This is a genomic window from Sphingomonas xanthus, from assembly GCF_007998985.1.
In the GTDB taxonomy this organism is placed as follows: domain Bacteria; phylum Pseudomonadota; class Alphaproteobacteria; order Sphingomonadales; family Sphingomonadaceae; genus Sphingomicrobium; species Sphingomicrobium xanthum.
On record NZ_CP041659.1, the window covers coordinates 1,277,382 to 1,292,500 of the forward strand.

The 15,119-nt window shown below is 63.8% G+C and carries 13 protein-coding genes (1 of these 13 only partly in view); 10 read left to right on the forward strand and 3 right to left on the reverse strand.

Translation table 11 applies throughout. The features are described 5' to 3' along the window. Positions 1–16: 16 nt before the first annotated feature. A complete protein-coding gene (locus FMM02_RS06460) occupies positions 17–2,182 on the reverse strand; it encodes a toll/interleukin-1 receptor domain-containing protein (RefSeq protein ID WP_147494086.1) in 2,166 nt (721 codons plus the stop codon). A gap of 111 nt (positions 2,183–2,293) precedes the next feature. Here FMM02_RS06460 and ispG point away from each other — a divergent pair, with 111 nt between their 5' ends. The 4 genes from ispG to FMM02_RS06480 all read left to right on the forward strand — a co-directional run bounded on the left by ispG (position 2,294) and on the right by FMM02_RS06480 (position 7,429). Next, positions 2,294–3,427 (forward strand): flavodoxin-dependent (E)-4-hydroxy-3-methylbut-2-enyl-diphosphate synthase, encoded by a 1,134-nt coding sequence (ispG, locus tag FMM02_RS06465; RefSeq protein ID WP_147495001.1) that lies wholly within the window; start codon positions 2,294–2,296, stop codon positions 3,425–3,427. Between the two features lie 17 nt (positions 3,428–3,444). Continuing rightward, complete coding sequence (locus FMM02_RS06470) at positions 3,445–4,338, forward strand: DMT family transporter (RefSeq protein ID WP_147494087.1); 894 nt, start codon at positions 3,445–3,447, stop codon at positions 4,336–4,338. Between the two features lie 16 nt (positions 4,339–4,354). After that, positions 4,355–4,669 (forward strand): DMT family transporter, encoded by a 315-nt coding sequence (locus FMM02_RS06475; RefSeq protein ID WP_147494088.1) that lies wholly within the window; start codon positions 4,355–4,357, stop codon positions 4,667–4,669. A gap of 126 nt (positions 4,670–4,795) precedes the next feature. Further along, a complete protein-coding gene (locus FMM02_RS06480) occupies positions 4,796–7,429 on the forward strand; it encodes a TonB-dependent receptor (protein ID WP_147494089.1) in 2,634 nt (877 codons plus the stop codon). Here the strand turns inward: FMM02_RS06480 and ppa are convergent. Beyond that, entirely contained in the window at positions 7,426–7,962 is a 537-nt protein-coding gene (gene ppa / locus FMM02_RS06485) for an inorganic diphosphatase (RefSeq protein ID WP_147494090.1), read from the reverse strand. The two genes, FMM02_RS06480 and ppa, sit on opposite strands and share 4 nt — an antisense overlap. A gap of 64 nt (positions 7,963–8,026) precedes the next feature. On the opposite strand from ppa, the gene hisS reads away from it, so the two are divergent. The 6 genes from hisS (at position 8,027) to FMM02_RS06515 (ending at position 14,892) form a co-directional block, all read left to right on the forward strand. Next, the gene (gene hisS, locus FMM02_RS06490) at positions 8,027–9,268 is read left to right on the forward strand and encodes a histidine--tRNA ligase (protein WP_147494091.1); all 1,242 of its coding nucleotides are present in this window, start codon (positions 8,027–8,029) and stop codon (positions 9,266–9,268) included. Beyond that, on the forward strand, positions 9,265–10,350 hold the full coding sequence (prfA, locus tag FMM02_RS06495) for a peptide chain release factor 1 (protein WP_147494092.1): 1,086 nt from the start codon (positions 9,265–9,267) through the stop codon (positions 10,348–10,350). Before hisS ends, prfA begins: the two co-directional genes overlap by 4 nt. Then, a complete protein-coding gene (gene prmC / locus FMM02_RS06500) occupies positions 10,347–11,165 on the forward strand; it encodes a peptide chain release factor N(5)-glutamine methyltransferase (protein WP_425473599.1) in 819 nt (272 codons plus the stop codon). The genes prfA and prmC overlap by 4 nt, the downstream gene beginning before the upstream one ends. Before the next feature lie 267 nt (positions 11,166–11,432). Next, positions 11,433–12,041 carry a DUF4167 domain-containing protein gene (locus tag FMM02_RS06505; RefSeq protein WP_187107713.1) on the forward strand — a complete coding sequence of 203 codons (609 nt, stop codon included), beginning with the start codon at positions 11,433–11,435 and terminating at the stop codon, positions 12,039–12,041. 178 nt (positions 12,042–12,219) lie between these two features. Then, positions 12,220–13,227: a substrate-binding domain-containing protein gene (locus tag FMM02_RS06510; protein ID WP_246104741.1), complete on the forward strand. Its 1,008-nt coding sequence runs from the start codon at positions 12,220–12,222 to the stop codon at positions 13,225–13,227. A gap of 84 nt (positions 13,228–13,311) precedes the next feature. Further along, on the forward strand, positions 13,312–14,892 hold the full coding sequence (locus tag FMM02_RS06515; RefSeq protein WP_147494094.1) for a porin: 1,581 nt from the start codon (positions 13,312–13,314) through the stop codon (positions 14,890–14,892). A 53-nt stretch (positions 14,893–14,945) separates the two neighbouring features. On the opposite strand, the gene FMM02_RS06520 is transcribed toward FMM02_RS06515, so the two are convergent. After that, positions 14,946–15,119, reverse strand: the 3' end of a protein-coding gene (locus tag FMM02_RS06520) for an acyl-CoA thioesterase (RefSeq protein WP_147494095.1). It continues 207 nt past the right edge of the window; only the last 174 of its 381 coding nucleotides appear in the window; the start codon falls outside the window, past its right edge — the gene reads right to left on this strand; the stop codon is at positions 14,946–14,948.

Genomic DNA, 15,119 nt, shown 5'->3' on the forward strand with positions numbered 1-15,119 from the left:
CAAACTCTGCTCCTCATCACACGCGCACTGGTCGTTGAACCATTGTGTAACTGGGGTGCTGGAATCCCATCGCCGCAAGGCGCTGGACTAGGCGGTTGGCCTCCTCGGCTCGGCCCAGTTGCCGGAGCAGCAGGGCACGATTGGCGATCTCCCGCGGCTGTTCTTCGATATCGGTCGGCCATGCCGTCAGCGCGCGCTGGTTGGCGGCCCTGGCGCCGCTTGCCTGCCCGGCCATGGCCAGTGCGTGGCTCAGCAGCATTTCCGATTCCGCGATAGCCAGGCCCCGCTCGATTGGTTTTTCTTCCCCGCGCGCGATGGTAAGCGCACGGCGAGCCTGCGATTGCGCTTCGGCTGAGTTCATCAGGTGAAGCGCGATCAGCCCCTTAATCTTCGCGCACCGCAGCTGAAGGGTGGTCCGCCACATCGTCACGCTTCGGTCGCGTGCAAGCAGTGCGGTTGATGCCGCGCAGGCCGAATCCGCGGCGCTGCGCGCACCGGCGGCATTGCCTGCCGCCAGCTCCAGCGCTGCACGGTCGAAATTGGTCTGCGCCCCCGCTTGCATCCATTCGGTGTTATTGGGCTCGGTCCGCATCAGCCAGTCGACAAGCTTTGCGGCCTGCCGGGCCTGGTCGATCGATTGCGGCATTCGCCCACGGTAGGACAGCATCCGGGCCACCGCCCTGCGCGCCGTCATCTCATCACGGCGCAGCGCGGTTGACGGCTTATCCGGATCCCAAAGTTCGGCGATCAGACCCAGTTGACGCTGCCTGAGCGCGATGCCGTCGTCGATCTGCCCGGAAAACTCCCTCGCATCGGCAAGCCAGGCCAGCGAGTTGATCAGCTTGATCTGAAACTCCGGATCGCGCGCATTTTTGACGACCAGCGCCTCGACCGGTTCCATCAGCCGCTGGAAGGTCGCGGCAGCATCGCGGTAGCGCCGCTGGTCCATGAGGACCGTACCCAGATTGGTTTCGGCGTAAATCTGCTCCAGCTGGTAATCCTGGTTGCCCGGTTCCAGTTCGACCATCCGGTCGGCGAGGACGCGATAATCGCGAAAGGCCGCCGCTGCCTTCTCTAAGTCGCCGCGAAGATAATCGATATATCCGACCCAGAAGACGTTCTGCGCATGGTTGAACAGGTTCCGCGGATTGTCGGGCTCGCGGCGCAGCGCCTCTGCCGTGCCGTTCAACGCTTCGCGATAGCGCCGTAACGCGCCATCGAGGTCGCCCCGAGCCTGCGCCATCTCACCCATCAAGGTCAGCGCCCGCGACCGTTGGGCCAGGGCAGCGTCGGACAATGATCCCTTATTCTGTCCTTCATAATAAGCGAGCGCCCGGGCGCCGACCGAATCCATGAGATCGAGCCGCCCAAGGGGCGCAAGCTTTTCACGAAGGTCGCCGAGCATGAACCCGACCAGCTTGTCGGCTTCCTGGCTATGGAAATGGGCTTCGTCGCGCGCTTCGATCGCGGTGTAGGCAAGCCCTCCGGTAACGATCATGCCGGCGATAGAGGCGGCCGTGATGAGCGACTGGCGCCGATGCCGCCGCTGCGCATCGCGCTGGGCAAGATCGTCAAGTCCCACTCCGAGCAAGCCTGCAGCGATCTTGAGCAGGCCAAGTTTGCGGCCATCGCCGCCCTCGCGAAGGTCGGCTGCAATCGGCTCGGACCGCTGATCGGTGGGGCGCCCGCGCCGATCATAATGGGTCCGTAGCGACAGCGGAAAACATTCCTCCGCCTCATGACCGGGCATATCGCTGGCGAAGGGCTCTCCCTCGACGATCGCGGCAATGACCCGGTCTTCGCCGTTAAGGCGTTTGAAACAGGCGATTTCCTCATCGATCCATCGCGACTGGACAGCGGCCGGCGAACAAAGGACGATCAAGAACCTCGATCCGGCGATCGCATCTTCGATCTCTTCCCCAAGGTCGCTCGACACGGCGAGTTCTTGGCGATCCCGAAAGATCGGGGTCAGCCTGCGCGGGATCGCGCCCTGGGAGGTGAGTTGGCCGACAAGGCGCGGCGGGACCTTGAACCTTTCCAGCGATTCGTGGAGCCATTCGGCGGTTGCGCTGTCGTTGTGGCTGTAGCTGAGGAACGCCATGTAGCGTTGCCGAGGCGTGGCGCGGCGGGAGCGGTGTGGGGCGCTCCTCGCAGGTCGCGACAATTGGGCAATCTCGGCCATCAAGACCCCCGGCTCGATTTCCCTTTAACCCCTATTAGCATGATGGGTTAACCAAGGTCGAATCCCGGTGGGCCCCTTGGGCTTGTCACGAGGAGCGTCTATATGGGCGCCATGTCCTCAATTCGTCCGTGGCGCACCATCGAGCGCCGCCGCTCTCGGCAGATCATGGTCGGCGACGTTGCCGTGGGCGGCGATGCGCCGGTCACAGTCCAGACGATGACCAACACGCCGACTTGCGATGCTCGTGCGACCATCGACCAGATTCGCCGCTGCGAGGAAGCCGGGGCGGACATCATCCGGGTGTCCTGCCCGGACGTCGAATCGACCGCGGCACTGCGTGAGATCGTCCGTGCCGCCAACGTCCCGATCGTCGCGGATATCCACTTCCACTACCGGCGCGCGCTGGAGGCGGCAGACGCGGGCGCGGCCTGCCTGCGCATCAACCCTGGCAATATCGGGTCGGCCGAACGGGTTCGCGAAGTGGTCAATGCGGCCAAGGCCAATGGCTGCGCGATCCGGATCGGCGTCAACGCCGGCAGTCTCGAGAAGAATCTGCTCGAGAAGTATGGCGAGCCCTGCCCGGAAGCATTGGTCGAAAGCGCGCTCGACCATATCCGGCTGCTCGAGGACCATGATTTTCGCGAATATAAAGTCGCGGTAAAAGCTTCCGACGTCTTCCTCGCCGTCGCCGCCTATCAGCAACTGGCCGATGCGGTCGACTGCCCGCTCCACCTCGGGATCACCGAAGCCGGCGGACTGGTCGGCGGAACGGTCAAATCGTCGGTCGGTATCGGGTCCCTGCTGTGGGCCGGGATCGGCGACACGATCCGCGTCTCTCTGTCCGCCGAGCCGGAGGAAGAAGTGCGCGTCGGCTATGAGATCCTCAAGGCGCTCGGTATCCGCAACCGCGGGGTCCGGGTCGTATCCTGCCCCAGTTGCGCGCGGCAGGGTTTCGACGTGATCCGCACGGTGCAGACCCTTGAGGAGCGGTTGCAGCACATCAAGACGCCGATGTCGCTGTCGGTGCTCGGCTGCGTGGTCAACGGCCCGGGCGAGGCGCGCGAAACCGACATCGGTATTACCGGCGGCGGCGGCGGCAAGCATATGGTCTACCTTTCCGGCGTCACCGACCACCATGTGCGTGATGCCGACATGGTCGACCATATCGTCGAACTGGTCGAGCAAAAGGCTGCCGAGATCGAGGCGCAGGCGTTGGTCGAACAGGGTCTCGACGCCGCCGAATAATCGGCTAACGCCGCGGCATGGACCGCCATGAAAACCCCCTCGCCGCATTCGCTGCCGCGATCATCGCCGTCGGATTTCTGTCGGCGATGGACGCTGCGATGAAGGCCGTAAGCCTCGATTATGGCGCGATGTCCGCGCTGGCCTGGCGCGCGCTGCTGGCAACCCCAGTCGTCGGCCTGGCCTATTGGCTGACCCGCCCGACCCGCCCGTCACCGTTGGCGCTGCGCCTGCACCTCATCCGTGGCGGGCTGATGATCCCGATGAGCCTGACCTTCTTTTGGGGGCTGACCTATGTGCCCATGGCGCAGGCGATCGCGCTGGCGTTCGTCGCCCCGCTGCTTGCGCTCATTCTTGCCGGACCGCTGCTGGGGGAAACGATCGGACCGCGGCTTGTCGCCGGCTCGCTGCTTGCCTTGATTGGCGTAATTACGATCTTCATCGGCCAGGCCCAGGCCGACCTCGGACGCGACGCCATGCTTGGCAGTCTTTCGATCCTGCTGTCTGCAACGCTCTATGCCTTCAACATCCTGCTGATGCGAAAACAGTCGATGAACGCGCAGCCGCTCGAAATCGCCTTCTACTATTTTGCCGTTGCCGGCATCGGTTTCTGGCTGATTGCCATTCCGTTCGGTGCGCCGCCCTTCCCCAAGAGCGAGATTGCGGCGTTGCTGCTGGCGACCCTGCTGTCGATCTGCGGAATGCTGGGGCTGGCCTGGGCCTATGCTCGGGCGGGCGCCGGCTATTTGTCGACGAGCGAATATTCGGGCTTTCCCTGGGCGGCCCTGTTCGGCTTTATCTTCTTCCGCGAAATTCCCTCGCTGTGGACCTTGGCTGGGGCGGTCGCGATCATCGCCGGCTGCTGGATTGCTGCCCGCCCCGGCAAGGTCGAGCACCCGCTCGAAACGGCGTGACGCAAAGGGAGCGACGATGGCCTGGTTCTACCTCATACTCGGCGGCTTTTTCGAAGTCGGCTTCACCACCGCGCTGCGTTTCGTCGAGGGGTTCAGAAATGTCCCGTGGACGCTGGCTTTCCTGGCTTCCGTCACGCTCAGCATGGGACTGCTCGAGGTCGCGGCCCGGGAGATTCCGATGGGCACCGCCTATGCCGTATGGGGCGGGATTGGAGCGGTCGGGACCGTTCTGGTCGGCATGGCTTTTTTTGATGAACCAACGACGACCATCCGCCTGCTCCTGATCCTTGGCGTGGTCGCCTGCATCATGGCCCTGAAGCTGACCGCCTGAGCCGTTTCCCGCCGTTGGTCAGGGTGGGCGTGCCGGTTCGTCGAATGATTCGCGTCAGTCACTTTAGCTTCATCCGGGGCCAGCAAGCCCAGCGGCACTTCCCCGTTCATTGTGAGTTCGCTGTTAATGTCAGAAGTATCCACCTTCATCTCCATCCTCTTGGCCAGCACCGCGCCGGTCGCTGCCGCGGCCCAGGAAGCGGCACCCGGATCGCAGGCCGGATCGCCGGCTGAGCCGAGATCGATCGATCCCCTGACGGGGGAAGAGGGCGAGGAGATCGTCGTGGTCGGCCAGAAGCCGCGCGGCTCGGTCATCGGCGATATCCCCGCCGAAAACGTCCTCGACAGCCGCGACATTCGCTCTACCGGCGCGACCAGCATCAACGAACTTCTGGCCGCGGTCGCCAGCCAGACGGGCAGTGCGCGCGGCCGGGCCAGCGGACGGCCGATCCTGTTGCTCAACGGCCAGCGCGTGTCGGGCTTCCGGGAGCTCCGCGACCTGCCTCCCGAAGCGATCGAACGTATGGAAATCTTGCCCGAAGAGGTCGCGCTTAAATATGGTTATGCCGCCGACCAGAGAGTGGTGAACATCGTCCTTCGGCGGCGCTTCAACTCGACCACCGCAGAGGTCCGTGGGCAGTCGGCGACGAGCGGCGATTATGCGGGTGGCCAGGCCGACGCGACCCGCCTGTTGATCAGCGAAGGCCAGCGTACGTCGGTCAACCTTCACGTCGAGGGCAACACCGCGCTGTACGAGGATGAACGTGCCATCGCGCTGGATCCGGTGGCCCCGGATACCGACGCTGTCGATCCGCGGCCGTTTCGGACCCTGGTCGGCGCGCGCCAGAACGTTCGCCTGACCGGCGCTGCCAATCGGATGATCCTCGGCGATGTCTCGGCGACCTTCAACGGCGAAGTCGAGAAAGAGCATAGCCGCTCGCACTTTGGCGTACCGACGGGAACGCTCGACGATGACGGCGACGAGATCGTGCGCGCAGTCGAGGACAGCAGGCTGACCCGGGAAACGACCACCGAAGCGATCCGGCTGGGCAGTGCGCTTAATGGCATGGCGGGTAAGTGGCGCTGGTCGTCGACCGCCAATGCCGAATTGTCGCGAACCAAGGGCCACACCGAGCGGGGCTTGGACCTGGCAGCGCAGCAGGACCGCCTCGACGCCAACGACCCGACTTTCGATCCCAGGGGTGATCTTGGGCCCGTTTCGCTGTTCCCCGACGACCATAGTCGCGCGATTCGCCGCTCGCTGACCGCGGATGGAACGCTCACCGGCCCGGTCCTCAAGCTTCCCGCCGGGGACGCCAATATGACATTGAAAGCGGCTCTGGGGAGCGCCGACCTTGAAAGCCGTGCAACGCGGCGCGGCCAACTGAGCGAGTCCGACCTTGGCCGCGACAGCGGCGAGGCCTCCATCAGCCTGGACCTTCCGATTACCCGGCGCAGTTCATCGATTGGCCGGCTTTCGGCCAATGCCAATTTTGGACTTTTTCAGCTCAGCGATTTCGGAACATTGACGAATGTTGGCGCGGGGCTGAACTGGTCGCCGGCTGAACGGCTCAACGTTAACGCCAGCTGGACCCGCGAGGAGGGCGCCCCGACGCTTCAGCAACTCGGCGACCCGCTGGTCGATACGCCGGGCGTCGCCTTTTTCGATTATCGTCGCGGCGAAACCGTCTTTCTGACGACGCAGACCGGCGGCAATCCCGATCTCGACGCGGACCGCCGCAATGTTTTCAAGGTCGGCGGCAACTGGCAGCCTTTCCAGGAGACCGACCTGCGCCTGCGCGCGGAATATGTCTGGCAAGCGATCGATCGGCCCCAGGGCAGCTTTCCCGCCGCCAGCGAAGCGCTGGAGGATGCTTTCCCCGACCGGTTCGAACGCGACCCCGACGGCCGGCTGGTGCGCGTCGACCTTACCCCGGTCAATTTCCTGAAATCGCGCCGCGAAACGCTGCGCTGGGGACTGAACTTCACCAAAACGCTGCAAACCGCACCCCCATCGCCAGAAACGATCAATGCGCTGCGCAGCCAGTTCGCGGCCCGCCGGGCAGCATCCGGGCAGACCGCGCCGGAGCGAACGGCGCCGCCTGTTGCAACTGGCGCGACGCCGCCGCCTAGCGCCGAGGGTTCGGAGCGGCCAGCGGCGAGCCCGCCCTCCGGTGCGCGCGATGGCGGTCCACGCTTCGGCGGCGGCGGCGGGGGAGGACCATTTGGCCGCGGCCGTGGCGGTCGGCTGACCTTGTCCTTCACCCACCAGCTCAACCTCGTCGACGAGGTGGCAATCGCCAAGGGCCTGCCCAAGCTCGACTATCTCGATGGCGAAGCGGTCGGGACAACCGGCGGCCGTCCGAATCACGAACTGCAGGTCGAGGCCGGCTATTACAATAATGGGCTTGGTGCCCGGCTGCAGGGAAACTGGCGCAGCGGGACGAGGGTCGAGAGCAGTGCCGGTGACCTGCGCTTTTCGCCCTACGCGGACATCGACCTCAGGTTCTTCGCCAATCTCGGAGAGCGGCTCGACCTGGTCGCCAAACATCCTTTCCTTCGCGGCAGCTCGGTCCGGCTCGATATCGACAATCTGTTCGATGCCCGGCCCAAGGTACGGGACGCCAATGGCTCCACCCCGCTCCGCTACCAGCCGGCTCTGCTTGAGCCGATCGGTCGGACCGTGTCGATCACCTTCAGGAAGCTGTTCATCCCGGTCCGCTTTTTTCAGCGGGGCGGCGGAGGACGCCGACCGGACTAGATTTTCGCGGCGTCGGCCTTGGCAATCGAATCGGTGACGACTTTCTGGGCAGCCGCGGCATCGCCCCATGTCCCGATTCGGACCCACTTTTCGGCCTCAAGGTCCTTATAGTGGGTGAAGAAATGCTCGATCTGCTGAAGCACGATCGCCGGCAGGTCGGTGCCCTCCATCACGTCGGCATAGTAGGGCGAGGTCGTGGTTTCGGGCACGGCAAGCAATTTTTCATCGCCGCCCGCCTCGTCCTCGAGGAACAGCACCGCGACCGGACGGGCGCGAATCACCGAGCCGGGGATCAGCGGCCAGCGGGTCATCACCAGGCAGTCGAGCGGATCCCCGTCATCGCACAGCGTTTGCGGAATGAATCCATAATTGGCCGGATAGCGCATCGGCGTATGCAGGATGCGGTCCACGAAGATTGCGCCGCTGACCTTGTCGAACTCATATTTCACCGGCTCGCCGCCGATGGGGACTTCGATAAGCACGTTGACGCTATGCGGGGGATTGGAACCCGCGGGAATCAGGTCGATGTTCATGATGGCGCGGCCATTAAGCGTCCAGCGCTTCCCTGCAAACGCAAAAATGCTATGCGCGGCGACCATGAGTTCCACGCCGCAGTCCGTTCGGGGCATGCAAAGCCTGCTGGGAGAAGAGGCTGACCGCTTCCATGAAGTGGTCGCCGCCTTCGATCGCGTCCGCCGTCTTTACGGCTTCCGTCGGGTCAAAGTGCCTGTGCTGGAGCAAACCCAGGTGTTCGCCAGGACGATGGGCGAGACGACGGACGTCGTGTCGAAGGAAATGTACAGCTTCGAGGACAAAGGCGGGGAGCAGGTCACCCTTCGCCCGGAATTCACGGCCGGGATCGCCCGCGCATTCCTGAGCGAGGGCTGGCAGCAGCATATTCCGCTAAAGGTCGCGACCCATGGACCGGCGTTCCGCTACGAGCGGCCGCAGAAGGGCCGCTTTCGCCAATTCCACCAGCTCGATGCGGAGATTATCGGCCCGGCCGAGCCACAGGCCGATATCGAACTGCTCGCCTTCGCCGACCAGCTGCTGAAGGAGCTCGGCCTTGGCGAGACTGCGATCCTCAAGCTCAACACACTGGGCGATCCGGCGACGCGGGCGGCGTGGCGCAATGCATTGCATGAACATTTCGCCGCCAATGTCGCGGCTCTAAGCGAGGACAGCAGGACCCGGCTGGATCGGAACCCCCTTCGGATTCTCGACAGTAAGGCGCACCAGGACTGGCCAATCGTCGACAGCGCGCCGACCATTGACGAATTTCTGACTGCCGAGGCGGCGGAATTTTTCGGCGAGCTGACCGAAGGCCTCGATCGCGCCGGCGTGCGCTGGGAACGGGCGCCACGGCTGGTGCGCGGGCTCGATTATTATCGCCATACCGCCTTCGAATTCATCACCGACACGCTTGGCGCCCAAGGCACGGTGCTTGCTGGTGGTCGCTATGACGGGCTGATCGAGACCTTGGGGGGGCCGCACACGCCGGCGGTCGGCTGGGCTGCGGGGATCGAGCGGCTAGCGATGATGATCGACGCGCCGCAACCGGAGCGACCGGACGCCGCCATCGTGCCGATGGGCGAGGCGGCCGAGCGACGCGCCGCGATTCTGATCGCCGACCTGCGCCGCGCGGGCATTGCCGCGGATCTGGGGCTCAGGGGCAATATGAAGAAGCGGATGCAGCGGGCGAATGCCTCGGGCGCGCGCTTCGCGATCATCATCGGCGACAGCGAATTGGAAGCTGGCGAAGCGCAGCTCAAGGATCTGGCGAGCGGCGAGCAGCGCGCCGTCGCGTTCGACCTGCTGGCGTCGGAGATCGGACGATGAAGGCGATCAGTCTCGATCGCATTGTGTCGATCGAGACCAAGAAAAATGACCTGGCCGAAGCCATGGCCGCGCCTGACCTCGCGCCGGAAGATTTCGTCCGGCTGAGCAAGGAATATGCTCAGATCGAGCCGGTCGCCGCGGCCGCGCGCGAAGTCCGCCGCCTCCGGGCCGAGCTAGAAGTGCTGACCGGCCTCGCAGCCGATTCCAGCGCAGAAGCGGAACTCAAGGAGATGGCGGCGATAGAGGCCGAGGAGATCAGGGCAAAGCTTCCGCTCGCCGAGCGTGCGCTGGCGGTGAAGCTTCTCCCCAAGGATTCGGCCGACGAGCGTGCGGCGATGCTTGAGGTGCGCGCCGGGACCGGCGGCGACGAGGCCGCGCTGTTCGCGGGCAATTTGCTGCGCATGTACCAGCGCTTCGCCGAAGAGCAGGGCTGGAAGTTCGAACTGATCAGCGCTTCGGCCAGCGATGTCGGCGGGTATAAGGAGGCGGTCGCGTCGATTGCCGGGGCGGGCGTGTTCGCTAAGCTCAAATTCGAAAGCGGCGTTCACCGGGTTCAACGCGTTCCTGCAACTGAGAGCGGGGGGCGAATCCACACGTCGGCCGCAACCGTTGCGGTGCTTCCGGAAGCCGAGGACGTCGACGTGCAGATCGACGACAAGGATCTGCGGATCGACGTGTATCGATCGTCGGGGCCGGGCGGCCAGTCGGTCAACACCACCGACAGCGCGGTGCGCATCACCCACTTGCCGACCGGGCTGGTCGTCATCCAGCAGGACGAAAAGTCGCAGCACAAGAACAAGGCAAAGGCGCTGAAGGTGCTGCGCACCCGCCTGTTCGAGCTTGAGCGCGAGCGGCTTGCGTCGGAACGCGCCGGCGCGCGCCGGTCGATGGTCGGATCGGGCGATCGTTCGGAACGGATCCGCACCTATAATTTTCCGCAGGGACGCGTGACTGACCACCGGATCAACCTGACGCTGCACAAGCTCGATGCTATCCTTGAAGGTCCGGGGTTGGCCGAACTGGTCGAGGCGCTGGTCGCCGAGGACGAGGCGCAGCGCCTGGCCGGGCTCGAGCAGGCGTGACCAGCATCCCGCGCGCATTAGGGCGCGCGACGGAAATGCTCACTTCCAGTAGCGACACGCCCCGGCTCGACGCCGAACTACTGATGGCGGCTGCGCTCGGGATCGAACGCGACGCTTTGCTGCTCAACGATCCCCGAGGACGGGCTCCGCCCAATTTCATGCCCTTGGTGGAACGGCGCCGATTGGGCGAACCGGTTGCATATATCCTCGGCCGGCGTGCCTTTTGGACGATCGACCTTGAGGTAGGGCCGGGCGTGCTCGTCCCGCGGCCCGACAGTGAAACATTGATCGCCGCGGCTTTTGACCATTTCGCAGGCAGCAAGGGGCCGGAAACAATCCTCGACCTTGGCACCGGGCCGGGCACGCTGCTGCTTGCGGCGCTCGACCAGTGGCCTGATGCGTCCGGCTTGGGCATCGATTCCTCGCCGATCGCGCTCGACTATGCAGCGCGCAACGCCCGGCGACTCGGCTTGGCTGGCCGGATCACCTTGAAGCAGGGAGACTGGGCGGCAGGGATCAGCCAGCGATTCGATCTGCTGCTTTGCAATCCTCCCTATATCGCTACCGGCGCCGAAACGGGCCCTGGAGTCGCGGCCTTCGAACCGGCCGAAGCGCTGTTCGCCGGGCCGGATGGGCTCGATGATTATCGCCGCCTTGCACCCCAGATCGCCCGGTTGCTGGCGCCCGGTGGACTGGCGGTGATCGAAATCGGTTTCGACCAGGCCGATAGTGCGGCCAGGCTGTTCGCCGCGGAGGGGCTTCAACCGCGCCTGGTTTACGACCTTGCCGGGCGGCCTCGGGCGCTGCTGATTTAGGTTTTAAAGGAAAAGGCTTGGAATTTTCGAAGCTGCCCGTTACATCGGGGGGCAGGGACGGGGCCGCTCTCACGAAAATGATGCGCCCCCGCCGCCGACCCCCGACGACATCGCCGCCCACGCACCAGAGGTGTTTGACGGCAAGGGAGGGTCGACTTGCGCCAATGATGGGCGCAGGCCGGTTCTGCCGCGACGGGACCACACTTCCTAGGGAAGGAAGATCATGGCGACCGGCCTTGCCGGCGCCGGTGCGACAGGGAAGTTACATTGATCAATAATCGTCAGGGCGGCCGCCGGCGTGGCCGCGGTGGACAGCGTCCCCAAGGGATGACTGGCAATGCAGGCGGCAATCGCCAGGATAACCGGCAGCGTGGAAACGCCGCCCAGCTCCTTGAGAAATACAAGAGCCTGGCGCGCGACGCGCAGCTCGCCGGTGACCGCGTCCAGACCGAATATTATCTCCAGTATGCGGATCATTATTTCCGCGTCCTCGAGGAGACCCGGTCGCGCTACGAGGAACAGCAGTCGAATCGCCGCCGCCGCGACGATGATGACGATGACATCGACGGCGACGACGAGGTCAGCGCCGACAATGATGGTGATGATGACGGCGAGGGTGACACCCGCCAGCGCCGCCCGCGCAGCCGAGAACGGTTCGAACGCGGCGACCGCCCAGAACGTCCCGACCGGCAGCGAGCCAATGGCGCGCGCCGTGATGCCGAAAAGGATGACGACGGCGACGAGAAGATCGCGGTCGGGGTTCTGCCACCGGCAATCGGTACCGACGATAGCGATGAGCCCGAAGCTCCCAAGCCGCGCCGCAGGACCCGTAAGCCGGCAGCCGGAGCGGGAAGCGACGAGGCGTCCATCGCCTGATTTTGCCGGCAGAACGTTTCAGGACCGGCGGGCATGATGCCTGCCGGTCCTGTCATAAATTCGTCAAGCCAGCGTAACGATCTCGTCCCCGTCCCTGGGTAAATCCCCTGGGTCAGCGCGGCAACCCTGCCCGCCAAGTGGGATCGATGATATGCACTCTAAGTTCACGCGAGGAGCCATGCTTGCCGTGGCACTCTCCACCACATCTGCCGCGGCCGACGCTCGCAGCCTGCGCGCGGTTGGCAGTTCGACTGTTTACCCCTTCGCCAAACTTGCCGCGGAACGAGTCGCGAGGGCGAATCCCAGGCTGGGTACGCCGATCATCGAATCGACCGGCACCGGAGCGGGCTTTAAACTCTTCTGTGCCGGTATTGGCGAACGCTTCCCCGACATTTCCAATGCTTCGCGACGCATGAAGGCCTCTGAAGCCAAGCTTTGCGCCAGCAACGGTGTGAAAGATGTCACCGAAATCCAGATCGGCCTCGATGGCGTGGCGGTGGCGACTGCCAAGGGCACTCCGCTTGTGGGGCTTACCCAACGCGACCTCTATATGGCGATCGCCAAGACACCTTTCGGAAAGCCAAACCGGTCAAAGACGTGGAAGGATGTCAATGCGAGGCTCCCGGCCTTGCCGATTCGCGTTTACGGCCCGCCCCCAACGTCGGGCACGCGCGATGCGCTGGGCGAATTGTTACTGACGCCTGCATGCGAAGCCAATGCCGGTGTCGCAGCTCTCAAAAAGTCGAATGAAGCGAAGTTCAAGGCGATTTGCACCGCAGTGCGCGAAGACGGTGCCTACATCGAGGCCGGCGAGAACGACAATCTGATCGTCCAGAAGCTGGCAGGCAATCCGGGCACCCTAGGATTGTTCGGCTACAGTTTCCTCGAGGAAAATGGCTCGAAGTTGAAAGGCGTCTCCATCAATGGAGTCGCTCCGACCTACCAGACCATCTCGTCGTTCCAGTATCCGGGCGCGCGGCCGCTTTATATTTATGTGAAGAATGCCCACGCGCCCGCCATTCCGGCCATTCGCGCGTTCGTTGCCGAGATCACCAAGGAAAGCGCGGTCGGGCCCAAGGGCTATATGGTGTCTCATGGCCTAGTTGTAGCGCCCGCACCGGTCCGGGCTCGTCCACAACGGGCAGCGCGGACTTTGACCCCGGTCAAGTTTGCCGAGCTGAAGTAGATCCAGTCACAAAAATGAAATGCGTGCCGTCCATTGGGGCGGCACGCAGCCGCCCCATGACGGGGTCGGGGGGAAGGACAGACCATGAAGACGAATTCCATCGTCCGGGCGTTGCTGGCCAGCAGCGCCTTGCTGATCAGCCACACTGCTCATGCGCAAGAGACTGGCGCAGAGCCAGATACGTCAGACGCCGTCGCGGATTCGACGATCGCCAATGCCCAAGGACTTGATGAAGCACAGGCACAGATCGCGTTACTGAAGGCACAGGTCGAAGCGCTCCAGGAATCAATTGCTCAGATCCAGAGTGCCCAGGCGAAGGCGACGCCGAGCTGGAAAGGCGCTCCTCAGCTCGAGGACAAGGCCGCCGGTTGGACCTTCAAGCCGCGCGGCCGTATTCAGTACGACGTGGGCGCGGTTAACAACCCGAATGACGCAATCGTCACGCGCAACCTCGGGTTCAACACTCGCGCACGCCGCATCCGGCTCGGTGCGGAAGGCACCATTCCCGGCGGGTTCGGCTACAAGGCGGAAATGGATTTTGCCGGCGGCAGTGTCGGCTTTGGCGACGTCATCCTGACATATTCGCCAGCCAATGCGCCGTTCACCGTCGCGATCGGCAACCAGGAGACCAATAACGGCCTGGAACAGCAGTCGAGCTCGCGCTTCTCCAGCTTTATCGAACGCGCTGCATTTGACGATGCCTTCATCAACACGCGCCGCATCGGTATTAATCTAGGCTATGTAGCCAAGTCGAACGAACTCAGGCTGAATGCCGGTCTTTGGGCAGCCCATTCGATCGACAGCAGTTTCGACGACGACGGCTGGATCGGGGCCGCACGCGCTGTCTACTCGCCGCTGGTCGGCGGCAACCAGCTGCACTTCGGCGCCAATTACCAGCACCGGGAATTCCAATCCAATAACGGCACTACGGCATCGTCGTCGTCGGGCCGGCCGTCCACCAACCAGCTAGCCCGCTACCGAGCCCGTCCATTCAGCCAGCTGACGGACGTCCGATTTGTCGATACCGGCAATTTCGCGGCCAAGAGCGACGACATCATCGGGCTGGAAGCCGCGGGGATCTTCAAGTCGCTGCATGTCGCGGCCGAGGGACAGTATCTAACAGCAAACGCCTATAACGCCTTCGACGCGATTGCCGTTGATGATCCGGACGACGTGCTCGACCTGTTCGGTTCTGCAACGCAATATGTCCCCGACGGAAACCCGAGCTTCTGGGGTGGCTATTTCGAGGTTGGCTATTTCCTGACCGGAGAAACGCGCGGCTACAAAAACGGAACTTGGGATCGGACGAAGGTCCTCAAACCGCTCAGCAAGGGCGGATCGGGGGCGTTCCAGCTTATCGGCCGCATCGACTATCTCGATCTGGCGTCCAACAAGCTCAAGAATGGCTGCACCAACAATTTCGTGACTGGTTTGAGCTGCACCAGCTCGTCATCGCAGCTTGCGAAAGGCGGAAGCCAACTCGGGTTCCTCGCGGGCATAACCTGGATCCCCGAGGATTATATGCGGGTGCTGATCAACTACTCGCATGCCTCCATCGAAGGTGGCCCGTTTGCGGCGTCCGTCAAGCCCGATTCGGCCAAGCCGATCGACCAGCGACGCTACGGCGTCGACACCGTTCAGGCCCGCTTCCAGATCGATTTCTAGGCGGATGGATAATAGCGGAGGCCCTTGGCGACCGCGTCGCCGAGGGCCTCGCTTTATTCGCCCTGGTCCACCGGACGCGGTCGGTGCTGTTCATCCAGCGCGACGAAGGTGAAGATCGCCTCGGTTACCTTCTTCTCGGTCCGTCCGCGATCGCGCGTCGCGACGACCTCGATCCGGATTGCCATCGACGTCCTGCCGACCCGGTCCACCTCGGCGAAGACGCTGAT

Bases quoted from the DNA above. Each gene is read 5' to 3' on its own strand.
- FMM02_RS06460 (WP_147494086.1), bottom strand. From the start codon at position 2,182: ATGGCCGAGATTGCCCAATTGTCGCGACCTGCGAGGAGCGCCCCACAC.
- ispG (WP_147495001.1), top strand. From the start codon at position 2,294: ATGTCCTCAATTCGTCCGTGGCGCACCATCGAGCGCCGCCGCTCTCGG.
- FMM02_RS06470 (WP_147494087.1), top strand. From the start codon at position 3,445: ATGGACCGCCATGAAAACCCCCTCGCCGCATTCGCTGCCGCGATCATC.
- FMM02_RS06475 (WP_147494088.1), top strand. From the start codon at position 4,355: ATGGCCTGGTTCTACCTCATACTCGGCGGCTTTTTCGAAGTCGGCTTC.
- FMM02_RS06480 (WP_147494089.1), top strand. From the start codon at position 4,796: ATGTCAGAAGTATCCACCTTCATCTCCATCCTCTTGGCCAGCACCGCG.
- ppa (WP_147494090.1), bottom strand. From the start codon at position 7,962: ATGAACATCGACCTGATTCCCGCGGGTTCCAATCCCCCGCATAGCGTC.
- hisS (WP_147494091.1), top strand. From the start codon at position 8,027: ATGAGTTCCACGCCGCAGTCCGTTCGGGGCATGCAAAGCCTGCTGGGA.
- prfA (WP_147494092.1), top strand. From the start codon at position 9,265: ATGAAGGCGATCAGTCTCGATCGCATTGTGTCGATCGAGACCAAGAAA.
- FMM02_RS06510 (WP_246104741.1), top strand. From the start codon at position 12,220: ATGCTTGCCGTGGCACTCTCCACCACATCTGCCGCGGCCGACGCTCGC.
- FMM02_RS06515 (WP_147494094.1), top strand. From the start codon at position 13,312: ATGAAGACGAATTCCATCGTCCGGGCGTTGCTGGCCAGCAGCGCCTTG.